This window comes from Treponema sp. OMZ 799, from assembly GCF_024181365.1.
Classification (GTDB): domain Bacteria; phylum Spirochaetota; class Spirochaetia; order Treponematales; family Treponemataceae; genus Treponema_B.
The window spans coordinates 2,062,693-2,080,714 of the sequence record NZ_CP051301.1; the positions used below are offsets into that span (position 1 = coordinate 2,062,693).

Genomic DNA, 18,022 nt, shown 5'->3' on the forward strand with positions numbered 1-18,022 from the left:
TCCATACATTAGGCTTCAAATAATTTTACCATAAAAAATACTAATCCGCAAGATATGCAATTCCATCCTTTATGATAACAAAAAGCCCCTCACCGCCCTTATAGTTTTCGGTCTTATTGTTCATTTTTAAAGGAAGAGTTAAATAATTTTCGGTTACAATTCTCAAATCTTCATTTTTTTGAGGTTTTTCGGTAACTCCAAAAAAAACTTTCCCGTTACAGGAAGCCAAATAGCTTTGATAATTTTTTTCACTCAAGGCCGAAAGAAGACCGGCCCTTCTTCCGGCTTCCCTTTCAGGAACCTTAGGTTTCATCAAAAAAGCCCTTGTTCCCGGGCGGGCCGAAAAAGGAAAAACATGAATGCCGGGAATCTGTAAATCCTCGCACATCTTAAAGGTTTGCAAAAAATCTTCTTCCGTCTCGGATGGAAAACCCGTAATAATATCGCAGCCTATAAAAGGATTATCCTTTACCTTGCGTAAATTATCTACGGCCCTTCTTATATCGATCTCCCTATAGGGTCTATTCATAGCCTTTAAAATTTTATCGCTTCCCGACTGAACCGAAAGATGAAAATGAGGACAAATCCTTTTATCCTCTACAATTTTTAAGATATCTTCATCGATACATTCGGGATACATGCTCGAAATACGGAGTCTTATTTTTTTTGTATTTTCTAAAAGCATGGCCAAGAGGTTTGCAAAGCCCCCATAGGCTTCGTCCCTATATTGGGAGAGATTTACACCCGACAAAACAACCTCTGAAGCTCCGTTTTTTTCTATTTTGATTATCCTCCGCACGGCTTCCTCTGCAGGCAGGGAAACGGAAGTGCCGCGGGCAAGCCTTATTCTGCAATAGGCACAAGCATTATTGCATCCGTCTTGAACCTTTAAACTGGCCCTGGAATGAAAAAAGAAAACGGGAGAGCTCAGCTTAAACATTGCCTTTCTTCTTTCCGTTTCCTTTATCAAAAAAGATTTATCCGATTTGACTTCTTTTGAATATATTTTATTTCTAAAGATAAGAAGATTTTCTTTAAGCTCAAAGGTCCCTTCTTTTAGATTTTTATTTTTAAGACAGATCTCTTTTAAAAATTGAGGTAAACTGTCCAGCTCATCTTTTTTTTTGCCCGAAAAGGCTATAATTCTTTCATTTATTTTTTCGATGGAATCGGCTTCAAGCTCTGCATAGCAGCCTGTAACAAGGATGACAGCCTCGCCGTGCTCCTTTAATAAAAGACGGATAAGGCGCCTCGCTTTTTGCTCAGCCTTTCCCGTAACCGTACATGTATTTACTATACAAAGCCTTACGGGCAAAACCGAAAGATCCGTTTCTTTTGAAAACACATCAAAACCGAACTCGGCAAAGCGGACGGCAAGGGCTTCCGATTCTACCTGATTTAAGCGGCAGCCCAGCGTTTCGATTCTAACCGAAAAAAAATTACTCATAGATTAAAAACGCTGCAACACCCTTTCACGCCCTTTTTGAGCGTCAACGAGGTTTTTGTTTAAACTCAAGGCCTTGTTGTAGGCTTCAAGCGAATATCGGTATTCTTTTATCTGCTCTCGGGCATAGCCTAAACGAACCCACCAAAGGCTGTTAAAGGAATCAAGGGTAACGGCTACGGAAAAAGAAATATCGGCATGTCTGTACTTTGCCATCCGTAAATATATTTCTCCCATAAAGTAATAGGAAGAAGAAATGTGAACCCCGTTTGGAGCATAAGAAATATAATCTTGAAAAAGTTTAAGGGCTTCGGAATTTTTACCCAAATGATAACAGGCCTCGGCTTGAGTAGCTATAAGGCGGGGATCGGTTTGTGCAATTTTACGTCCGGCTAAGGCCATATCATAGGTTTTTTGATATTTACCGTCTGCCAATAGAGCCCATGTCATTACAATATAGCTGTCCAAATTATTGGGAGTCTGCTTAATTTCGGCCTCACATACGGCGACAGCCTCGGCATAGCGGCCGTTTTTATACAAAACAAGAGCATCCGGCTTATTTTGAGAAAAAACGGGTGCCGCAAAAATCAGAAAAAAAATCAGAGTAAATTTAAAGATAAAATTAATTTTTGTTTTTTTATCTTCCAAATTGATTATCCTTTGTCATGGTACAAATACCGTTAAATACACAGCCGCTTTCAAGAACGACTTCGGGAGCCGTAACGTCGCCTATAAGTTTTCCGCAAGAAAAAACATGAACCATAGTATCGGCTAGAACATTGCCTTCAACAGCCCCCTTGATTACAACCCTGTCGGCCCTGATATTGGCCTTTACAGTAGAATTTTCATCAACAGTTACATCGCTTGTAGAAACCAAAAAGCCTTCCACATGTCCCTTAATCATAAACGGTTTTTTACATTCTATCTTACCGCTAAACCGGATATCCGGAGCTAAAACCGTATCGTAATCTTCTTCATCCAAATCCAATAAATTAACTTTTTCTATATCAGCCATTACTCATCCTTTTTTTGAGAGTCTCCCTTCATTGAAGGAGCTTTTTCGGTTTTTTGCATGATAATATAACCGAAGCCTAATAAAAGAGAAAAACCTAGAGCCGGAAGAAGCCACGGGAATCCTATGCCCTCAAAGGGAAGAGTCTTTAGCACGTTAATTGTAGTATTAAAACTCATCCCTACTTGATCCATTGCAGGGAAGGCTTCAAGTTTAATAAGCAAATTATTGATAAGATCTTGAGCTGCGACCCAGCCTTGGAGAACACTTATCGAAAGAGTTCCTATTACTGCTCCATGAAAAAAATACTTGTTCGGTATAAATTCTGCAAAGAGATTTAAGACTATCAAAACAATTGCTACAGGATAAATAACTTCAAGAATCGGGCCTGCAATAGAGATAATATTATCGACGCCGAAGTTTGAAAGGAAAAAGCTTACAACACAGATAATAATAACCGTAGCACGGTAGCTTATATCGTCCTTAAATCTTTTAGAAAAGTAATCTCCCGCAGTTGCAGTAAGACCGATTGAGGTTGTCAAACAGGCCAGGCCTATTGCCAAGCCTAGTACTATTCGGCCTCCCCTTCCCCATAAAAGCTCGCTGGACCGGACTACAATTTCGGTTCGTGAAAGATTATCCGGTAAGACGGTACTTCCGGTTGCACCTACATATACGAGACCCCCATAAACAAGTCCCAAACCTATACAGGCAATAAGCCCCGTCCATATAGTCATCCTTAAAAGGGATTTTTTATCCGTGTAGCCTTTTGAACTGATACTCGAAATAACTATGGTGGCCAATATCATGGAACCCAAAGCGTCCATAGTTTGATATCCTTCTTTAAAACCTCTTAAAAATATCTTATCGACTGAAGGATCGGATGGTTTACCTATGGGAGTAACAAAGCCCTTTATAACCAAAAGACCTAATACGGCTATCAATGCAGGCGTTAAAAACTTTCCTACCCTATCGATAACATCATTAGGTGTTAGAACAAAGAAAAGGGTTATTGCAAAGAATATAAACGAAGATAAAACTGAGCTTATCCCGAAGTTGGGCCTAATCGCTATTTCATAAGTAGTAGCAGCAGTTCTCGGAATAGCAAAAAGAGGTCCTATTATGAGCATAACAAAGATTATAAAAAAAGTTCCGAATAATTGATTTATGTTTTTGGTAAAATTCGAAAGATGCCCGTCACATTTTCCCATAGATATGATACCCAAAACAGGCATACCTACTCCCGTTACCAAAAAACCTAAAAGAGAAAAGAACCAATCTTTTCCCGATAAGTGACCCAAGGTAGGCGGAAATATCAGGTTTCCGGCTCCTAAAAACATAGCAAATAAAGCAAAACCTATAACAATAATATCGTTGGTCTTTTTGCTCATAAATTAATCCCATCCTTATAAAATTATTTATTAAAACAATGGGCGATTATATCATTCTTTGAAGAAAAGAAAAAGGGGGTCCGCTGAAAATCGGACATCCTTGTCCGATTTTCAGCTTAGAGTTTTAGACTTGCGTCTAAAACTCTCGAAGCGTGGAACCACCGCCATCCGTGGCGGAACTTTTAATAATGTCTTCACTTTCCTCAACCTTAGCCAACCATTAAATTTGCTCAAATCCTTTGTTTTAATCTTCACAAAAAATAAACTAAAAACTTTGTAATCATGCGGGTTCTTAGGGGTGCACCCCTAAGCGGTTCTTTTGAAGATTGGAGGGGTTATAGGGGAGGTACAACCAACGAAGTTTCGAGGTGAAGAAACTTTTATCCGAAAAAAAGTAACATTTCTCGACCCTATACCGATAGTGTAATTATTGTCCATTTTAATAAAACAACACTATGATAAAAAACAGCCTGAAAGGATTTTTCAACCCTTTTTACAACTCTTTAGCTAATACTAAAACATAATATTTTTTTTGTCAAGACCTAAATTGTTTTTTTTTTCTAAAAAATTGCAAAGAATATTTGACATATCCTGCTTTTTAGTTTCTTGCACTTTTGTTTTATGATTAGCATAAAAATTGACCATATCCGGAGTCTTATGACCTGTTAAAAGCATAATTTCACGTGGACTATAATTGTTATCGGCTAAAATAACGACTCCAAGATGCCTATAGCTATGAAATGTAATTCCATCTCGTAAAAAACCTAAAGTTTGTAACGCTTTTTTAAATTCACGAGTAATAACCGAGTAAGTAATAGGAATTTCTTTTTTTTCCGGATGATAAAATAAAAAAGCGTTTTTGTCGTTTTTAAACGGATTTTGCTCAATAAGTTTTTCTAAGTAAAGATACATTTCATTTGAAATTTTAACTGTTTTAGATGTTTTATTTTTTGTTTTTTTTAATTTATGTGTAGTCTTATCCCATGTTTTACTAATAGTAATCCAGCAATCAATAATTCCTTTATTATTCTTTGTAATAGAAATATCTTTTAGTTGAATAGCCTGTAATTCACCTATCCTACTTACCGATTCAATTGCCAACCTGTTTATACAATAATGTTCTAAATTTTTAAAATTATTAACTGATGAAAAAAGAGTTTCAGCCTCTTCTTTTTCCAAAATATTTTTTCTATATTTTTCAATGGAATATTGTTTTATGTCTTTAACAATATGATTTTTAATCAAATTTTCATCTTCGGCAAATTTACAAGCCTGTTTTATTGCACTTGAAAAAATTGAAAGAGAGGATACTGTCATTGTATCCAGTGAGATAATATAAGCAAAAAAAGCATTTATGTCATTAGCTGTAATGTCCGATAAATAAAATTCTTTATCATCAAAATATGATATATACTTTTTTAGCCATGAGTGAATACAATTAAATCTTTTTCTTTGAGGTAATTCATCACTTGGAGTACCTGTATTTATTAGTTTTAGAATATATGGGGATGAATCGTAGTTCCAAAAACCAAGAAGATAATCAACAAATTTAACTTCTATCGAATCTTTTTTTGTATTTTCAGAAGGATTTAATTGAATATCTAAAATAGTAGCTGCGGTTTGCAAAAAAGAAGAGGCTTGTTTTGAAGAAAATTTTTCCTTGTATGAATTTAAAAAAACAAAAAAAGCATTTAGACCGTCTTCAACATCTATTTTATTATCATAAATAAGAGAAGTAAGATTTTTAAAAACATCAACAGTTTGAACAGTTTTTTTCTTATTTTTTTCAGGAAACCCTAAAACAAGCCATTCGTTTATAATTCTCATAGCTTCATCATAATCTTTTGTTCCCGTTGACCTTGTAAAAAGCTTTTTACCTGTTGTAGGAGAAATAGGTTGACAATAGTAAATTCCGGATGGCTTTTGATAATAGTAAAATTGACAGCGGTTTTTCATAGATAATACCTCGTAATAAAATATTATCCCACCCATTAATAAATATACTACAGTAGAATATTTTAGTCAATATATAAAAAGAAACTTTTAAAATAAATTAGCCTCACTTGAGGCTAATTTTAGCTATTTTTTTTCTCTTTTTTTAAATTTATCAAAAATAAATTTAATTTTATATTCTTTATCTAAAGCAAATAAAGCAAATCTACATTTAAAAGATTTACCGTCTTTATTTTTACAAGTTTTAATATCAGTATTTTTCCCTGTAAGTAAGATTCTTACATCTTTTTCTGAAAGGTTTGCTCCTGCAATATCCTTCCAAAGAACAAATTTACAACCTTCTTTATATCCTGAGCAATAATAATTTTTCTTTCCCGGTAAAATATCTTTACCGCAATAAGGGCATTTTCCTATCATATTTTTTTGTTTTTCAAAGGAATCGATATTTTTTTTATTTTTACATACATTAAATACAAAATCTTTAATTGACTTCAAGAAAACTCCCGGATTATCCATCATTTTTTCTTCCCATTGAGTAGTCTGCGATATATCTATGAGCGGCAAAAGATCGGCATTTTTATTTATTTGAGTTATCAAAAAAACGCCTTTTTCTTGAACAGTGAGATTTTTTTTAACTTCTTTGATATAGCCCCTGTCAATAAGGCTTTTAATTATTTCACCCCTAGTTGCTTCCGTTCCAAGACCTACAAGTTTTTTATTTTCACTTTCATTTTTAGGATTTTCCATAAAGGCAAGCAGAGAGTCAAATTTATAAGGAGCTTTAGGCTTTGTAAGTTTTTTTACTTTTTGTACATCTTTACATATAAGATTTTCAAAATTTACATTTTCAAAAGAGTTTTCATCTTCTTCTAAATTAGCCTCACTTGAGGCTAATTCTTTCCAACCTTTCTGAATAATCTTTTTTCCTCGTGCTATAAAATCATGACCTTCGATATTAAAGTATACAGTCTTACTTTCATAAATGTAAGGCTTTGAAAAAGCGGCAAAAAACTGTTTAACGACAAGCTCAAAGACTCCTTTTTCTATTTCTGATGCTGAATGAGGTATATCGGTAAGCGGGACTAAAGCGTGATGATCTTCAAGTTTTGAATCATCAAATACATGTGTGTTAGATTTTTCAAATAAAGATAGATCAATATTTTTAGTATAGTCAGGCCTTACCGGTTTTAGTTTTTCGTAAATTTCTTTTGCAAAATCAACATTTGATTCGCTTAATACACGGCTTGGTGTTCTAGGATATGACAAGCATTTATATTCTTCATAAAGCTTTTGAGCAATGCTTAAAGTTTTATCGGGAGATATACCGAAACTTTTAAACGCTTCTTTTTGAAGTGCTGTAAGGTTAAAAAGCTTTTCCGGATTTTCCTTTTTTTGATTGCTTTCGATATTTTTAATTTGAGCTTTTTTACCGATACAACTCGATAAATCAATATCGTTTTTAAAAAAATGAGTAGAAAGCTTTTCATTTTGTATAACATATTTTTTTGCTTTTAAATTAGCCTCACTTGAGGCTAATTCTGCTACATATTCAAAAAACTCTTTAGGAATGAAATTTTTAATTTCAAGTTCTCGTTTATAAATCTCATTTAAAACGGCAGTCTGAACCCGGCCTACTGGAAGAAGAGTATTTGAAAGAACAGATATAAGTCTTGAAAAATTGATACCTATAAGCCAGTCAGCTTGCTGCCTTGCATAGCCTTGATTGCCTAAAACATTATAATCTTTAAGAGGTTTTGCATTTTTTAAGCCAATAGCGATGACTTCAGGAGTCAATGCCGCAGACTCCCAAAATCGATATATATTATCGATCGAGGTAAATCCAGCCTGTAAAAGAGTAATGCGGGCTATAAGTTCTCCTTCACGGCCGGCATCAGTTGCTATAATTATTTTAGCCGTTTTATTTTCTTGTAGTAGTTTTAAAACAAGATTTGCCTGATCTTTGGTGCTGTTATTTTTTTTATATTTAAAAGAGTCAGGGATTATTGGAAGAGTTTCAAGTGTCCATTTTTTTAAATTTTCACTGTAATCTTCTGGCATAAAAAGTTCAAATAGATGCCCTACGCAATTAGTAATGATATACTCATGGTTGGCATAAAAGCCGTTATTCCACGGAACCGATAAAGCTAAAGCAAAAGATTTTGCGACTGATGGTTTTTCACAAAGTATTAAAGAAGTCATAAAATTATTCTAACAATAAATAATTATAATGTCAATAATTGACAATAAGACTATATAATGTTATTATATACCTATGTCCGAAAGGCAAGATAAAGAAAAGTCGGACATTATGGCGAAACATACCAAGATATTGGTATGTTTTTTGTCGGACATAGGAAATAATTGTATGACAAGAAAACTGAAAGTATCCAAGATGTTGCAATGTTTTATGTAAGACAAATACATTTTATTTAAGGCTTAAGGAACATTAGAATGATTTCTTATAAAAATAATATTTTTAATGATAAACACAATAAAAAAAACGAAGATCCTTTTAAAATCAAATTTGTAAAAAAATCAAAAAATGATATGAAGCTCCTTCTTAGAGCTTTAAAAAAAACGACTTACAGAAAAAATAAATTAGCCTCAAGTGAGGCTAATTATTTAAGAGGAGGCTTTTCAAGCAAGAGAAAATCAGAGGGAACAAATCCATATCAACAACTTTGTGTGATAAAATTTAGGCATGGTACAAAAAAAACAAATCACAGAGAATTTTTAAAAACTTATATGCCTCAAAAAAACAAAGAAGATGTAAAAGAAAAGCCTATTTTTTTTGGAGATGACATTGAAGATTATGAAAAAAATATGACGGATAAACACTTTAAATTTATAATTTCCCCCGATAATCAAAATGTAGATTTAAAGGTTCTAACCGAGACTTTGGTTAAACAAATGAATAGCATTATGGATAGTGATCTATTTTGGGTTGCTGTTCAACATAATGATACAGCTCATAAACATGTGCATTTATTGATTAACGGTAAAGATAAAAATGGTAGATACATAAATAAGATTGATAAAGCTTTAATTAAAGGTACTTTAAGAGAGATGGCTCAAAATTTATGTACCAAAATGGTTGGAGAGCGAACAGAAGAAGAAATAATAAATTACCGAAATAAAGAATATACAAAAAACAGAATTACTAGATTAGATAAGGTTATCAATGGGCAAGTAAATAAAAATTATACTGATGTTATTTTTACAAAAAAAATAAAAACTTTTGATGAAAATGTCAGAAAAAGACTTGATTATTTAATCTCTTTAGGACTTGCAAAGAAGAGTAAAAAAGATTATTTACTCCAAGAAGATTGGTTTGAAAGTCTTGAGACTGTAGGTAGGTTTAATACATTTTTAGAAGCAAAAAATATTTACTCTTTTAAAAATAAAAAATTTAAATTATATAAAGAGACCGATAAAAATATTCAAAATGGAACGGTTCTTAAAATTTATAATATGAATGACGAAAACGTTTGGAATAATGCAGCGGTTATTGAAACCGATAATGAAATACTATATTTACCTATGTATAAAAAAATAGATACAAATTTATTAAACAAAAAAGTGGATATTGTTGATAGCAAGGATAAAACATCAAATGTATCTTTAAAAAATGTAGAGCTGAAAATACGAGAATAATCAAAATATATTATACACAATATTGACAATAAGATTAAACTTGAGTATACTCTTTTTAGAAAGCAACGATAAATCTAAAAGGAGAAGTTTTTGAAAAAGAATGAATTTTTACGAGGCAAACCTAACCGCATATCCCAACATTATATTTTAGACCTTTTCAATTGGCTTTTTCCTATTTTTTCATTATTTATAGGTTTTTGGCTATCGGCGCAACTTTTTGCACGTCTTATGAATTTTGATCCACGTATTGTAGGATATCCTATTTTAATTTTAAAAAGCTTTAATAATTACCGTATTTATCATCCCGGTTTATATATTCTATCATTTCTAAAATATGCGTTTAAGCCCGGATTTGGTCCTTACTTTTATGCTTCATTAAAGCCGGGGCTTATTGGTGTTATATTAGCCTTGTCTTCATTATTATTTTTTAGTCTTTTACGTAATTACTTACAAAGACTTCAAAAATTGTATGGAACTGCAAGATGGGCAAACAAAAAGGATTTAAAAAAATTCGGTCTTTTACAAGCTAAAGGAATGATTTTAGGACAGCTTGCAGAAGCTGATGTAAGAGCTGATGTTACAGGGGATGGTTCAATAAAATTAACTACTCAAAATAAATTGGGTTCAAAAAATCAAAATACAAGAGAGTTTGTATGTCATTCAGGTAAAACAAATACTCTTCTTATAGCTCCTACACGTTCAGGTAAAGGAGTATCAGTCATTATTCCATCTTTATTAAGTTATCCCGGTTCCGCAATTATTTTTGATCCAAAGGGCGAAAACTGGAGTATTACGGCTGGTTTTAGAAAGAAGTTTTCGCATGTATTAAAGTTTTCTCCTCTTTCAAGGGATACAATAAAGATTAATCCTATGGATGAAATCAGAGAGGGGGATTTTGCTTATGCCGATGCAAATCAGATAGCCGATATTCTTTATACATCCGAAGCCAAGGCAGATCAAGCATCGGAATTTTTTAATAATACTGCAAAAGACATCACTACAGCCGTTATTCTTCATATTAAATTTTCTCCTCAATATAAAGAAAAAAATCTTACTAGAGTGTTAAGGGTAATGAGTATTGCAGCTACTTCATCAGAGCAAGATGATGAAGGTGGTGAAGGTCTTGCTTTGATTAAAGAAATGATCAGTACCGATCACGGCGATGAAGATATGAATGAAAGAATTACTGCAATGGCTTCAAGGTTGACTACTAACCCTAAAGAAAGAGCAAGTGTTCTTTCGACAGTTTTTTCAAAGCTGCAACTCTTTGAAGATCCTTTAATTGCAAATGCTACAAGTTCATCGGATTTTAAAATTAAAGATTTTATAGATTCAAAATATCCTATTTCTTTATATCTAACAGTTCCTTTTGCTCATATTGACCGAGTTTCTCCTGTTTTTAGGCTTGTGATAAACTTTATGCTTAGAAAATTTTCAGAAGGAGAAACTCAATTCGGAGAAATAAAATTAAAGAATCACTTGGTATTTTTCCTTGACGAATTCCCAATTTTGGGACACTTCCCATTTATCGCAAAAGTTATGGGAATATTAGCGGGATATGGAGTTACATTCTTAATAGTATGTCAAGCTTTAAATCAAATTATAGATATATATGGTCAAAATCATCCCTTCCTTGACCATTGTAAAAATCTTGTTATATTTCAGCCTTCAAAAATTGAGGATGCAAAAATGTTTTCTGAGTCTATAGGAAAAGAATCGGTAATACATGATAACGTATCCACAAGTGGAAGAAAATTTAGTATCAGCTTAGATAACTTAAACCTATCAAGTCAGGAAATAGCAAGGGATTTAATAAATCCTGATGAGCTTAAAAAACTACCCTTCAATCAATGCTTAATTATGAATCACGGTATGCCGCCTTATATAGCATCTAAGGTCTGTTATTATGATGATGAGCGTTTTAAAGGTAAGGTAAGTCTTCCCGTTCCAATAAAACGAGAAGAACTATTACTTGAATGTCAAGCTCTTCCTTCTAATAAGACAATAGACTTAATAAACAAAGAAAAAAAATATATTGATAACTTAAAAAAACAAAGAATACAAAAGCAGGAAGAAAAAAGAATTTTAGAAGAAAAAAAAGAAAGAGCCGAGTTTTTAAATTATTTGGAGCCTCAGCCTGATGAGGATGAAGTTCATTTTTCGGATCCGCCTGATCCTGATTTTACCGTACTATTGCAACGATTACAAGAAATAGAGACTGAAGAAGAAATAAGTCTTGAATTTCAAAATGAAATAGATATTAAAAACAAACTGGAGGAAGTAACAGATGCACAAGTCTTCTAAGCAATATGATGGCATAAAATCAGAAAAGGTTTCTTTTAGGACTTCAAAGGAAATAGTTTCTTTGCTTGAAGAAGCTTTAAAATCGGGAAATAAAACAAAGTCGGAAGTCATAAATGACGCCCTTCTTCTTTATTTAACGCAAGGAATAAATGATAAGGAGTTGGTTTATGCTTCATTAAATGATAGCAAAAGAAGAATAGGATATTTAGATAAAAAGATTGAAGCTTTTTTTAACTATTTTCACTTTGCTCTTGTAAGTATTTTTGCAGGTATTCCCGATATTTCTATTCATTCCAAAGAAGAGCAAGCTGTCATAACTAAAAATGCCGTACGGAGACGTAATGCTATGTTTGAAGCATATAAAAAAAATATGAAAGATACACCTTCTTTTTTACAGATGCTTCTATCCGATTTTATTGAACAAGAAAATACTTTAAAGGATAAAAAATAATGGATACAGAAAAGCAAAGAGAGGAAAGGTATCAAAAAAATCTCTTAAACGATTTAAAACCTCTCATTCCTTATATAGAGCAAAAAGATGTAACAAATATTTTTGTTTTAAGTTCAGGAGAAGTAAAAGTATCAGCTTTAGGAAAGGGGTCAAAATATGTAGATGTTAATATTTCGGTAGAACAGCGAATGAGAATTATTTTTGCTATAGCTGCAATGTCAGGGGTTGAAATAAATCAAAGGGAATTACCTAAGCTTGAAGGAGTGATCCCTCTATACAATGCCCGCTTTACAGCTATTTTACCCCCGTGGGTTCAACGGCCCGAATTTACAATAAGGCGGTTACCGGAACAAATATATTCTCTTGAAAGTTATGTAGAAAGTGGGAGGATGAATGAAGAACAATATAAAAAAATATGTCAGTCTATAAAAAACCGACAAAATGTGATTATAGGAGGTGCGACGGGTTCAGGAAAAACAACATTTTTAAATGCTATTTTAAAAAAAATGGCAGAATACACTCCGGAGGAAAGATTTTTAATAATCGAAGATACTCCCGAGTTATCATGTCCTTATGCCAAGGATGTAACTTATGCTTGCGGAAAATCCAGTGAAGTAATCGAAATAGTTCGATTAGCTATGCGATGGTCAATGGATAGGATTATTTTCGGTGAGCTTAGATACGGAGATGTAGCTAATGAGCTTATCAAAATATGGGCTACGGGGCATACGGGAAATGCAACTACTATACATGCAGGAAGTGCTATAGAGGTATTTACCCGATTAAACGGTCTACTGAGAGAAGTTATTCTTGGGGAGCTCCCTCAGTTGTCATTATCGATTCAACTTTGTGTTCATTTAATTAAGGGAGAATCAGGTCCAAAGGTAAATGAAGTTTTGGATACAGGTTCCTCAGGAATAGATGAATACACAAAATTGTTAAAACCTTAAAAATTTTTAAAAGCTTTGAAAACCGGTCAAAAATATTTTTAAGGAGCATTTTATGCAAAAGAAAAAAATCGTTTTGATTTTATGTATGATCTTTTTTGTATGTGTTTCTGCCTTTGCACAAAAACAAGGCAGTATAGGTAAATTAGATGAGTGGGCCCAAACGCTCGTCAATCTTCTCACAGCCACATGGCTTAAGGCAATTTGTATAATTGCTTTGGTTGGAATCTGTATAGGTATGATTGTTGCAGGCCGTAATGAACCAGGATTGATAAAAAAATTTATTCCTTGGCTCATTGGAACAATTGTTCTTTTAAGTGCTGCGGATATTGTTAAATATTTTTTCACGGGCGCAGAGTTTAACATTAGCCTTTTAACAAATCAATTAAAACTATTCTTAGGGTAGGGAGAAAGAATATGAATACTAATAAAAAGAAAGTATATGATCTTTGTGTAGTTTTGGATCAATATCGCCAAGGAAATGAAATAAAACAGCGTTTTCAAAAGATCGGTACTGAAATTACTCAGATTAAAGATGGAAAAGAAAAAACAATAAGGCTTCTTGACCGTTTTATTAACCTTGCCGGTTTTCCTAATTTTTCGGATAAGAATTATGCTACAAGTATTTTAGTGTATAAATTCTTAAATAAAGATTTCTCCGAAGGATTGGATGAAGATGAAAAAAATCTGGAAGATGAATCATATCAGGAAATGGAAGCAAAAATTTTTTAATTTCAAAAAAATGGTGCTTCACTTTTTGTGGAGCACCTCCCATTTTAACTTTTTAAAGGAGTTTTTAATGAATGATAATTTAAGCAGTATTACGGATTTTAAAATATCGGTTCACAGAAGTTTATTACAGCCGGACATGTTGATGGGAATAGGTACTAATGCTGCCACAATGCTTCTTGTAGTAACTATACTATGTATGCAGATTGTAGGATTGTGGTTTATTTTTATTTCTGTAGGTATATATTTTGTTTTGCGTATTTTATGTAAAAGCGATCCTTATCTTTTGGAACAGTTATTGGACAATATTTTAGAACAGGATATGTATCATGGCTAGTAAAAATAAAACTGATGTAATCACAAACATTTCAGAGGCAACAGGCCTATCATGTAAACAAATAAGCGAAGTTTTAGCCTCTTTTTTTGAATATATTGTTAAAAACAATATACAGGGTAATGCAGTCAAAATAAATAAATTCGGTACTTTTTATATACAAAACTTTAAATATAATAAAAATCAATATGATTTTACGAGTAAAAAAAATAAAAAGCTCATAGCGACAAAAAAAAGTATTCAATTTAAAATGTCAAAACATTTAAAATATATTCTTAATAACAATATTGACAATGAGATTATATTGATGTAAAATATTGATGAGGAATAATATGTTAAAGAAAATTAAAGATTTTTTTAAATCGGAAAAATATGTCGAAGGTCTTGATTTGACTCCTTATAAAAATACAAAAAATCTTTTATCCGGTTATTGTCCTTGGAGCTGTATGGTAGCGGAGGGAGTAGTTTTGTTAAAAACGGGAGCCATTATGCGCTCCTTTATCTTCTCTTGTCCTGATTTAGGCTCTTCTTCTGCAGAGTCCATTAATTCGGTGTCATGGAATTTTAATAACGCACTTAAAAGTTTAGGCACGGGGTGGGCAGTTCAATTTGAAGTGCAGCGGTATAAAACAAAAGAATATCCGGGAGCAATTTTTGATAATGAAGCGGCTTATATAGTAGATAAATGCCGCGAAGCTAATTTTAAAAATTATGGAGAACACTTTGCTTCATCTTATTATATGACTTTCACCAAAGAACTTCCTTCAGAACTAAAACAGAAGTCATCATCTTTTTTCTTTAAAAGAGAAGGAGAAGATGAGAATATAAATACAGGTGCTATAAGAAAAGAAATAGATAATTTTATAACTGTAACAACAAAAATTATAGGAAGTTTATCATCTTCATTAAAAGTAAAATCTTTAAACTCGGCAGAAACCGTATCATATCTTCATACATCTGTTTCTTTAAAATGGTACGGAATGAATTTCCCAAATCATTTTATTTTTATTGACAAAATGATAACAGATGAAGATATAGAAAATTCCATTCCTTTAAAACTAGGAAAAAATTATATACCTATAATAACAGTCAAAGACTTTCCTATGGAAACATATCCTGCCATTTTTGATAGCCTTAATGCTGCAGAAATAGAATATAGATGGTCAACAAGATTTATTTCTTTAGATAAGGTTGATGCTCAAAAATATATAGAGAAAACAGTAAAACGGTTTTATGGATCAAGAAAAAGTGCGAAGCAGCTTGTAATGGAAGAGACAATGCAGGTTCAATCTAATCTTGAAAATCAGGGAGCTGCAGCGTTCCAACAAGATGCTCAAAACGCTCAAGAAGAGTCTCTTACAGATATTTTCGGATTTGGTTTTTATGCTTCTTCCTTAATGGTTTGGGATCAAGATGTTGATACGGCAATGGATAAAGCTCGCTATCTTGAAAGTATTATATCTTCTTGCGGTTTTGCTTCTAAAATAGAAACTCAAAATTCGTTAAAGGCTTATCTTTCAATGCAGCCGGGAAACTTGGCAGCAAATACAAGAACTTTTTTTGTATCTACCGGCAATGTATCTCATATTATTCCACTATCTTCAATATGGGAAGGGATGATAAATAATAATCACACAAAAGAGGTTACAGGAGTCAATGTTCCTCTTCTAACATGTTCTACAAGATATGGGACACCTTTTTTCTTAAATTTGAATGTAAATGATGTAGGGCACACTATTGTGTTAGGTCCTACAGGAGCCGGAAAATCAACTTTAATGAACTTACTTGAAATTCAAATGTTAAAGTATCCTAAAAGCAATGTAATAATATTCGATGTAGATAAGTCAGCACGAGGCCTTACAATGGCTGCAGGAGGTATTTATGTTGAACCGGGAGGTGAAAACAATATTGCATTCCAACCTTTAGCTGAGCTGGAAACAAATATAGATATACTATGGGCAGCAGAATTTATTGAATGTCTTTTAACAGTACAAAATATAACAGTAACTCCTGAAATGAAACTTTCAATAAATGAAGCTTTAAAACTTATGAAATCTTTAAGTGTTCATGAAAGAACTTTAACAAGTTTTAACCAATATGTAAATTACGTTAATCCTGAAACAGAAACCAATGATATACGAGTCGGAATAAGCCCTTATGTTTTAGGCGGCCAGTACGGAAACATTTTTGATGCAGATTCAACTTCAATGCCTCTTTCAAAATGGACTATGATTGAAATGGGCTCTTTAATGAAATTAAACGATCAGGCAATAACACCTGCTCTTATGTTTTTATTTAAGTATGTTGAAAAAGTATGGGAAGGTAAAAAAGATGAAATTACTCTTTTAGTTATGGATGAGTTCCATGTGTTCTTAAAAAATCCAATCTTTGTGAATCAAATCGGTAATTGGCTAATGAGATTAAGAAAGAAAAACGTGTGGTGCCTTTTTGCAACTCAAAATATTGCAAGTGCAAGAAAAACCGAAATTGCTGAAATTCTTATTCAGCAATGCTTAACCAAAATATATTTAGCCGATGAAACGGCTTTAACGGCAGGCCAAAAAGAAGGCTATAGATACTTCGGCTTAAGTGATCCTGAAATTGCTGCAATAAGACATGCAAGGATGAAACATGACTATTTTTATAAAAGTCCTTTAGGGGCAAGAATGTTTCAATTGGACTTGGATAAAACACAGTTATCTATTCTTACTTCAAATCATGAATTTCTAGATTTACTTGAACAAAAGTACGGTAAAAATTGCGGGAAACCTCTTGTAAAAGAGATTTTAGAACATAATAACATAAACTATGAAAAGTTTATAAATAAACATTTATAAAATAAATAAGGAGTTTTTTATGAAAAAAATTATTGCTATTTTTTTAATTTTTTCAATTTTGTCTGTAAATGCTTTTACTGTTGGCCCTAATCTTGTTTTTGATCCAAAAAATTGGCTTGTAGCAATAGATAATTTATATGCCATTTATGATCAGATTAAAACTAATGTTGAACAATTAAAATTGCAGTATGAAAGAATGCAACATGCCGTACAAACTGTAAAGGGGTGGGAGTTTGATGAAATTAAATGGGATGGAGACTTTGATTTTAGAAATGAAATTTCGGATTTTACCCGATCCATTGATAGACAATTATCGAATATTCGAAATCTGCAGAATAGCTTAACAGCTCAAAATATATCCATCGGAGGGCAAAATTTTTCAATAGCTGACTTGGTAGGAGCCGGTGAAAAAGGAAAAACAATAGCAGGTTTTGCTGAAACAGCATATAAATGGGGAAAAGAAGAGAAGATGGAAAAAATAAAAAAAGCCTTTGAAGAAGGATTAACTGATGCCGAATATATGGCTATTTTTAATAGATATGGATTAAGGCCTGCAAATTATATGATGGTAAAACAAGCAGAAGCACAGGTTAAAAGCCAGATAGGACGAGTAATAGCTGCGAACTCTGAAATAGGCTCTGAAAAATGGGTAAAGGCTCAAGAGATGATGTACGGTCCCATTTTTACGGCCGCTTTGGGAAAAGATGCAACTCCTCAACAAGTAACTCAGGCCGTTTTAATGCATGAAAAAATGATAAATGAAAACATAAACCTATTAAGAACTAACCTTTTGGAAGTAGGAGAGATGATTGCTTGGAATATTCAAAAACAGGAAAAACAAAAAGAAGCGGAAGAAGCTCAACGGTTTATGATTCAAAGTGCAAAAGAGTCGCGAGTCGGTGTTTCTTCAATGTTTTTAGGCGGTAATTCGTTGAGAAAAAACAAACATAATAAATAAAAGGTAAA

The 18,022-nt window shown here is 32.8% G+C and carries 16 protein-coding genes; 10 read left to right on the forward strand and 6 right to left on the reverse strand.

Annotated elements, in window-relative coordinates; all coding sequences use genetic code 11:
* Nucleotides 1-40 precede the first annotated feature (40 nt).
* The 6 genes from mtaB to E4O04_RS09625 form a co-directional block, all read right to left on the reverse strand.
* A complete protein-coding gene (gene mtaB, locus E4O04_RS09600) occupies nucleotides 41-1,447 on the reverse strand; it encodes a tRNA (N(6)-L-threonylcarbamoyladenosine(37)-C(2))-methylthiotransferase MtaB (RefSeq protein ID WP_253707614.1) in 1,407 nt (468 codons plus the stop codon).
* Between the two features lie 3 nt (nucleotides 1,448-1,450).
* A complete protein-coding gene (locus E4O04_RS09605; protein ID WP_253687557.1) occupies nucleotides 1,451-2,092 on the reverse strand; it encodes a tetratricopeptide repeat protein in 642 nt (213 codons plus the stop codon).
* Nucleotides 2,082-2,459: a bactofilin family protein gene (locus E4O04_RS09610; protein ID WP_253687556.1), complete on the reverse strand. Its 378-nt coding sequence runs from the start codon at nucleotides 2,457-2,459 to the stop codon at nucleotides 2,082-2,084. Before E4O04_RS09610 ends, E4O04_RS09605 begins: the two co-directional genes overlap by 11 nt.
* Complete coding sequence (brnQ, locus tag E4O04_RS09615; protein WP_253707616.1) at nucleotides 2,459-3,847, reverse strand: branched-chain amino acid transport system II carrier protein; 1,389 nt, start codon at nucleotides 3,845-3,847, stop codon at nucleotides 2,459-2,461. Before brnQ ends, E4O04_RS09610 begins: the two co-directional genes overlap by 1 nt.
* A 513-nt stretch (nucleotides 3,848-4,360) precedes the next feature.
* Nucleotides 4,361-5,803, reverse strand: coding sequence for a tyrosine-type recombinase/integrase (locus tag E4O04_RS09620; protein ID WP_253707618.1), 1,443 nt, complete (start codon nucleotides 5,801-5,803; stop codon nucleotides 4,361-4,363).
* Nucleotides 5,804-5,926: 123 nt separating this feature from the next.
* Nucleotides 5,927-7,999 (reverse strand): type IA DNA topoisomerase, encoded by a 2,073-nt coding sequence (locus E4O04_RS09625; RefSeq protein ID WP_253707620.1) that lies wholly within the window; start codon nucleotides 7,997-7,999, stop codon nucleotides 5,927-5,929.
* 252 nt (nucleotides 8,000-8,251) lie between these two features.
* Between E4O04_RS09625 and E4O04_RS09630 the strand changes: the two genes are divergently transcribed.
* The 10 genes from E4O04_RS09630 to E4O04_RS09675 all read left to right on the forward strand — a co-directional run bounded on the left by E4O04_RS09630 (nucleotide 8,252) and on the right by E4O04_RS09675 (nucleotide 18,014).
* Complete coding sequence (locus E4O04_RS09630; RefSeq protein WP_253707622.1) at nucleotides 8,252-9,454, forward strand: relaxase/mobilization nuclease domain-containing protein; 1,203 nt, start codon at nucleotides 8,252-8,254, stop codon at nucleotides 9,452-9,454.
* A 90-nt stretch (nucleotides 9,455-9,544) separates the two neighbouring features.
* Nucleotides 9,545-11,758 (forward strand): type IV secretory system conjugative DNA transfer family protein, encoded by a 2,214-nt coding sequence (locus tag E4O04_RS09635; RefSeq protein WP_253707624.1) that lies wholly within the window; start codon nucleotides 9,545-9,547, stop codon nucleotides 11,756-11,758.
* Nucleotides 11,742-12,209, forward strand: coding sequence for a hypothetical protein (locus E4O04_RS09640; RefSeq protein ID WP_253707625.1), 468 nt, complete (start codon nucleotides 11,742-11,744; stop codon nucleotides 12,207-12,209). Before E4O04_RS09635 ends, E4O04_RS09640 begins: the two co-directional genes overlap by 17 nt.
* Nucleotides 12,209-13,159, forward strand: coding sequence for an ATPase, T2SS/T4P/T4SS family (locus tag E4O04_RS09645; protein ID WP_253707627.1), 951 nt, complete (start codon nucleotides 12,209-12,211; stop codon nucleotides 13,157-13,159). The genes E4O04_RS09640 and E4O04_RS09645 overlap by 1 nt, the downstream gene beginning before the upstream one ends.
* Before the next feature lie 52 nt (nucleotides 13,160-13,211).
* Nucleotides 13,212-13,562, forward strand: coding sequence for a TrbC/VirB2 family protein (locus tag E4O04_RS09650; protein WP_002686850.1), 351 nt, complete (start codon nucleotides 13,212-13,214; stop codon nucleotides 13,560-13,562).
* 11 nt (nucleotides 13,563-13,573) lie between these two features.
* On the forward strand, nucleotides 13,574-13,888 hold the full coding sequence (locus tag E4O04_RS09655) for a hypothetical protein (protein ID WP_253707629.1): 315 nt from the start codon (nucleotides 13,574-13,576) through the stop codon (nucleotides 13,886-13,888).
* A gap of 67 nt (nucleotides 13,889-13,955) precedes the next feature.
* A complete protein-coding gene (locus E4O04_RS09660) occupies nucleotides 13,956-14,222 on the forward strand; it encodes a VirB3 family type IV secretion system protein (RefSeq protein WP_253707631.1) in 267 nt (88 codons plus the stop codon).
* Entirely contained in the window at nucleotides 14,215-14,532 is a 318-nt protein-coding gene (locus E4O04_RS09665; RefSeq protein ID WP_253707632.1) for an HU family DNA-binding protein, read from the forward strand. Before E4O04_RS09660 ends, E4O04_RS09665 begins: the two co-directional genes overlap by 8 nt.
* A 19-nt stretch (nucleotides 14,533-14,551) precedes the next feature.
* Complete coding sequence (locus E4O04_RS09670; RefSeq protein WP_253707633.1) at nucleotides 14,552-17,056, forward strand: VirB4 family type IV secretion/conjugal transfer ATPase; 2,505 nt, start codon at nucleotides 14,552-14,554, stop codon at nucleotides 17,054-17,056.
* Nucleotides 17,057-17,075: 19 nt separating this feature from the next.
* Nucleotides 17,076-18,014 carry a hypothetical protein gene (locus tag E4O04_RS09675; protein ID WP_253707634.1) on the forward strand — a complete coding sequence of 313 codons (939 nt, stop codon included), beginning with the start codon at nucleotides 17,076-17,078 and terminating at the stop codon, nucleotides 18,012-18,014.
* Nucleotides 18,015-18,022 lie beyond the last annotated feature (8 nt).

Bases quoted from the DNA above. Each gene is read 5' to 3' on its own strand.
- E4O04_RS09625 (WP_253707620.1), bottom strand. From the start codon at position 7,999: ATGACTTCTTTAATACTTTGTGAAAAACCATCAGTCGCAAAATCTTTT.
- E4O04_RS09655 (WP_253707629.1), top strand. From the start codon at position 13,574: ATGAATACTAATAAAAAGAAAGTATATGATCTTTGTGTAGTTTTGGAT.
- E4O04_RS09620 (WP_253707618.1), bottom strand. From the start codon at position 5,803: ATGAAAAACCGCTGTCAATTTTACTATTATCAAAAGCCATCCGGAATT.
- E4O04_RS09645 (WP_253707627.1), top strand. From the start codon at position 12,209: ATGGATACAGAAAAGCAAAGAGAGGAAAGGTATCAAAAAAATCTCTTA.
- E4O04_RS09660 (WP_253707631.1), top strand. From the start codon at position 13,956: ATGAATGATAATTTAAGCAGTATTACGGATTTTAAAATATCGGTTCAC.
- E4O04_RS09675 (WP_253707634.1), top strand. From the start codon at position 17,076: ATGAAAAAAATTATTGCTATTTTTTTAATTTTTTCAATTTTGTCTGTA.
- E4O04_RS09665 (WP_253707632.1), top strand. From the start codon at position 14,215: ATGGCTAGTAAAAATAAAACTGATGTAATCACAAACATTTCAGAGGCA.
- brnQ (WP_253707616.1), bottom strand. From the start codon at position 3,847: ATGAGCAAAAAGACCAACGATATTATTGTTATAGGTTTTGCTTTATTT.
- E4O04_RS09610 (WP_253687556.1), bottom strand. From the start codon at position 2,459: ATGGCTGATATAGAAAAAGTTAATTTATTGGATTTGGATGAAGAAGAT.
- E4O04_RS09640 (WP_253707625.1), top strand. From the start codon at position 11,742: ATGCACAAGTCTTCTAAGCAATATGATGGCATAAAATCAGAAAAGGTT.
- E4O04_RS09650 (WP_002686850.1), top strand. From the start codon at position 13,212: ATGCAAAAGAAAAAAATCGTTTTGATTTTATGTATGATCTTTTTTGTA.
- mtaB (WP_253707614.1), bottom strand. From the start codon at position 1,447: ATGAGTAATTTTTTTTCGGTTAGAATCGAAACGCTGGGCTGCCGCTTA.
- E4O04_RS09670 (WP_253707633.1), top strand. From the start codon at position 14,552: ATGTTAAAGAAAATTAAAGATTTTTTTAAATCGGAAAAATATGTCGAA.
- E4O04_RS09630 (WP_253707622.1), top strand. From the start codon at position 8,252: ATGATTTCTTATAAAAATAATATTTTTAATGATAAACACAATAAAAAA.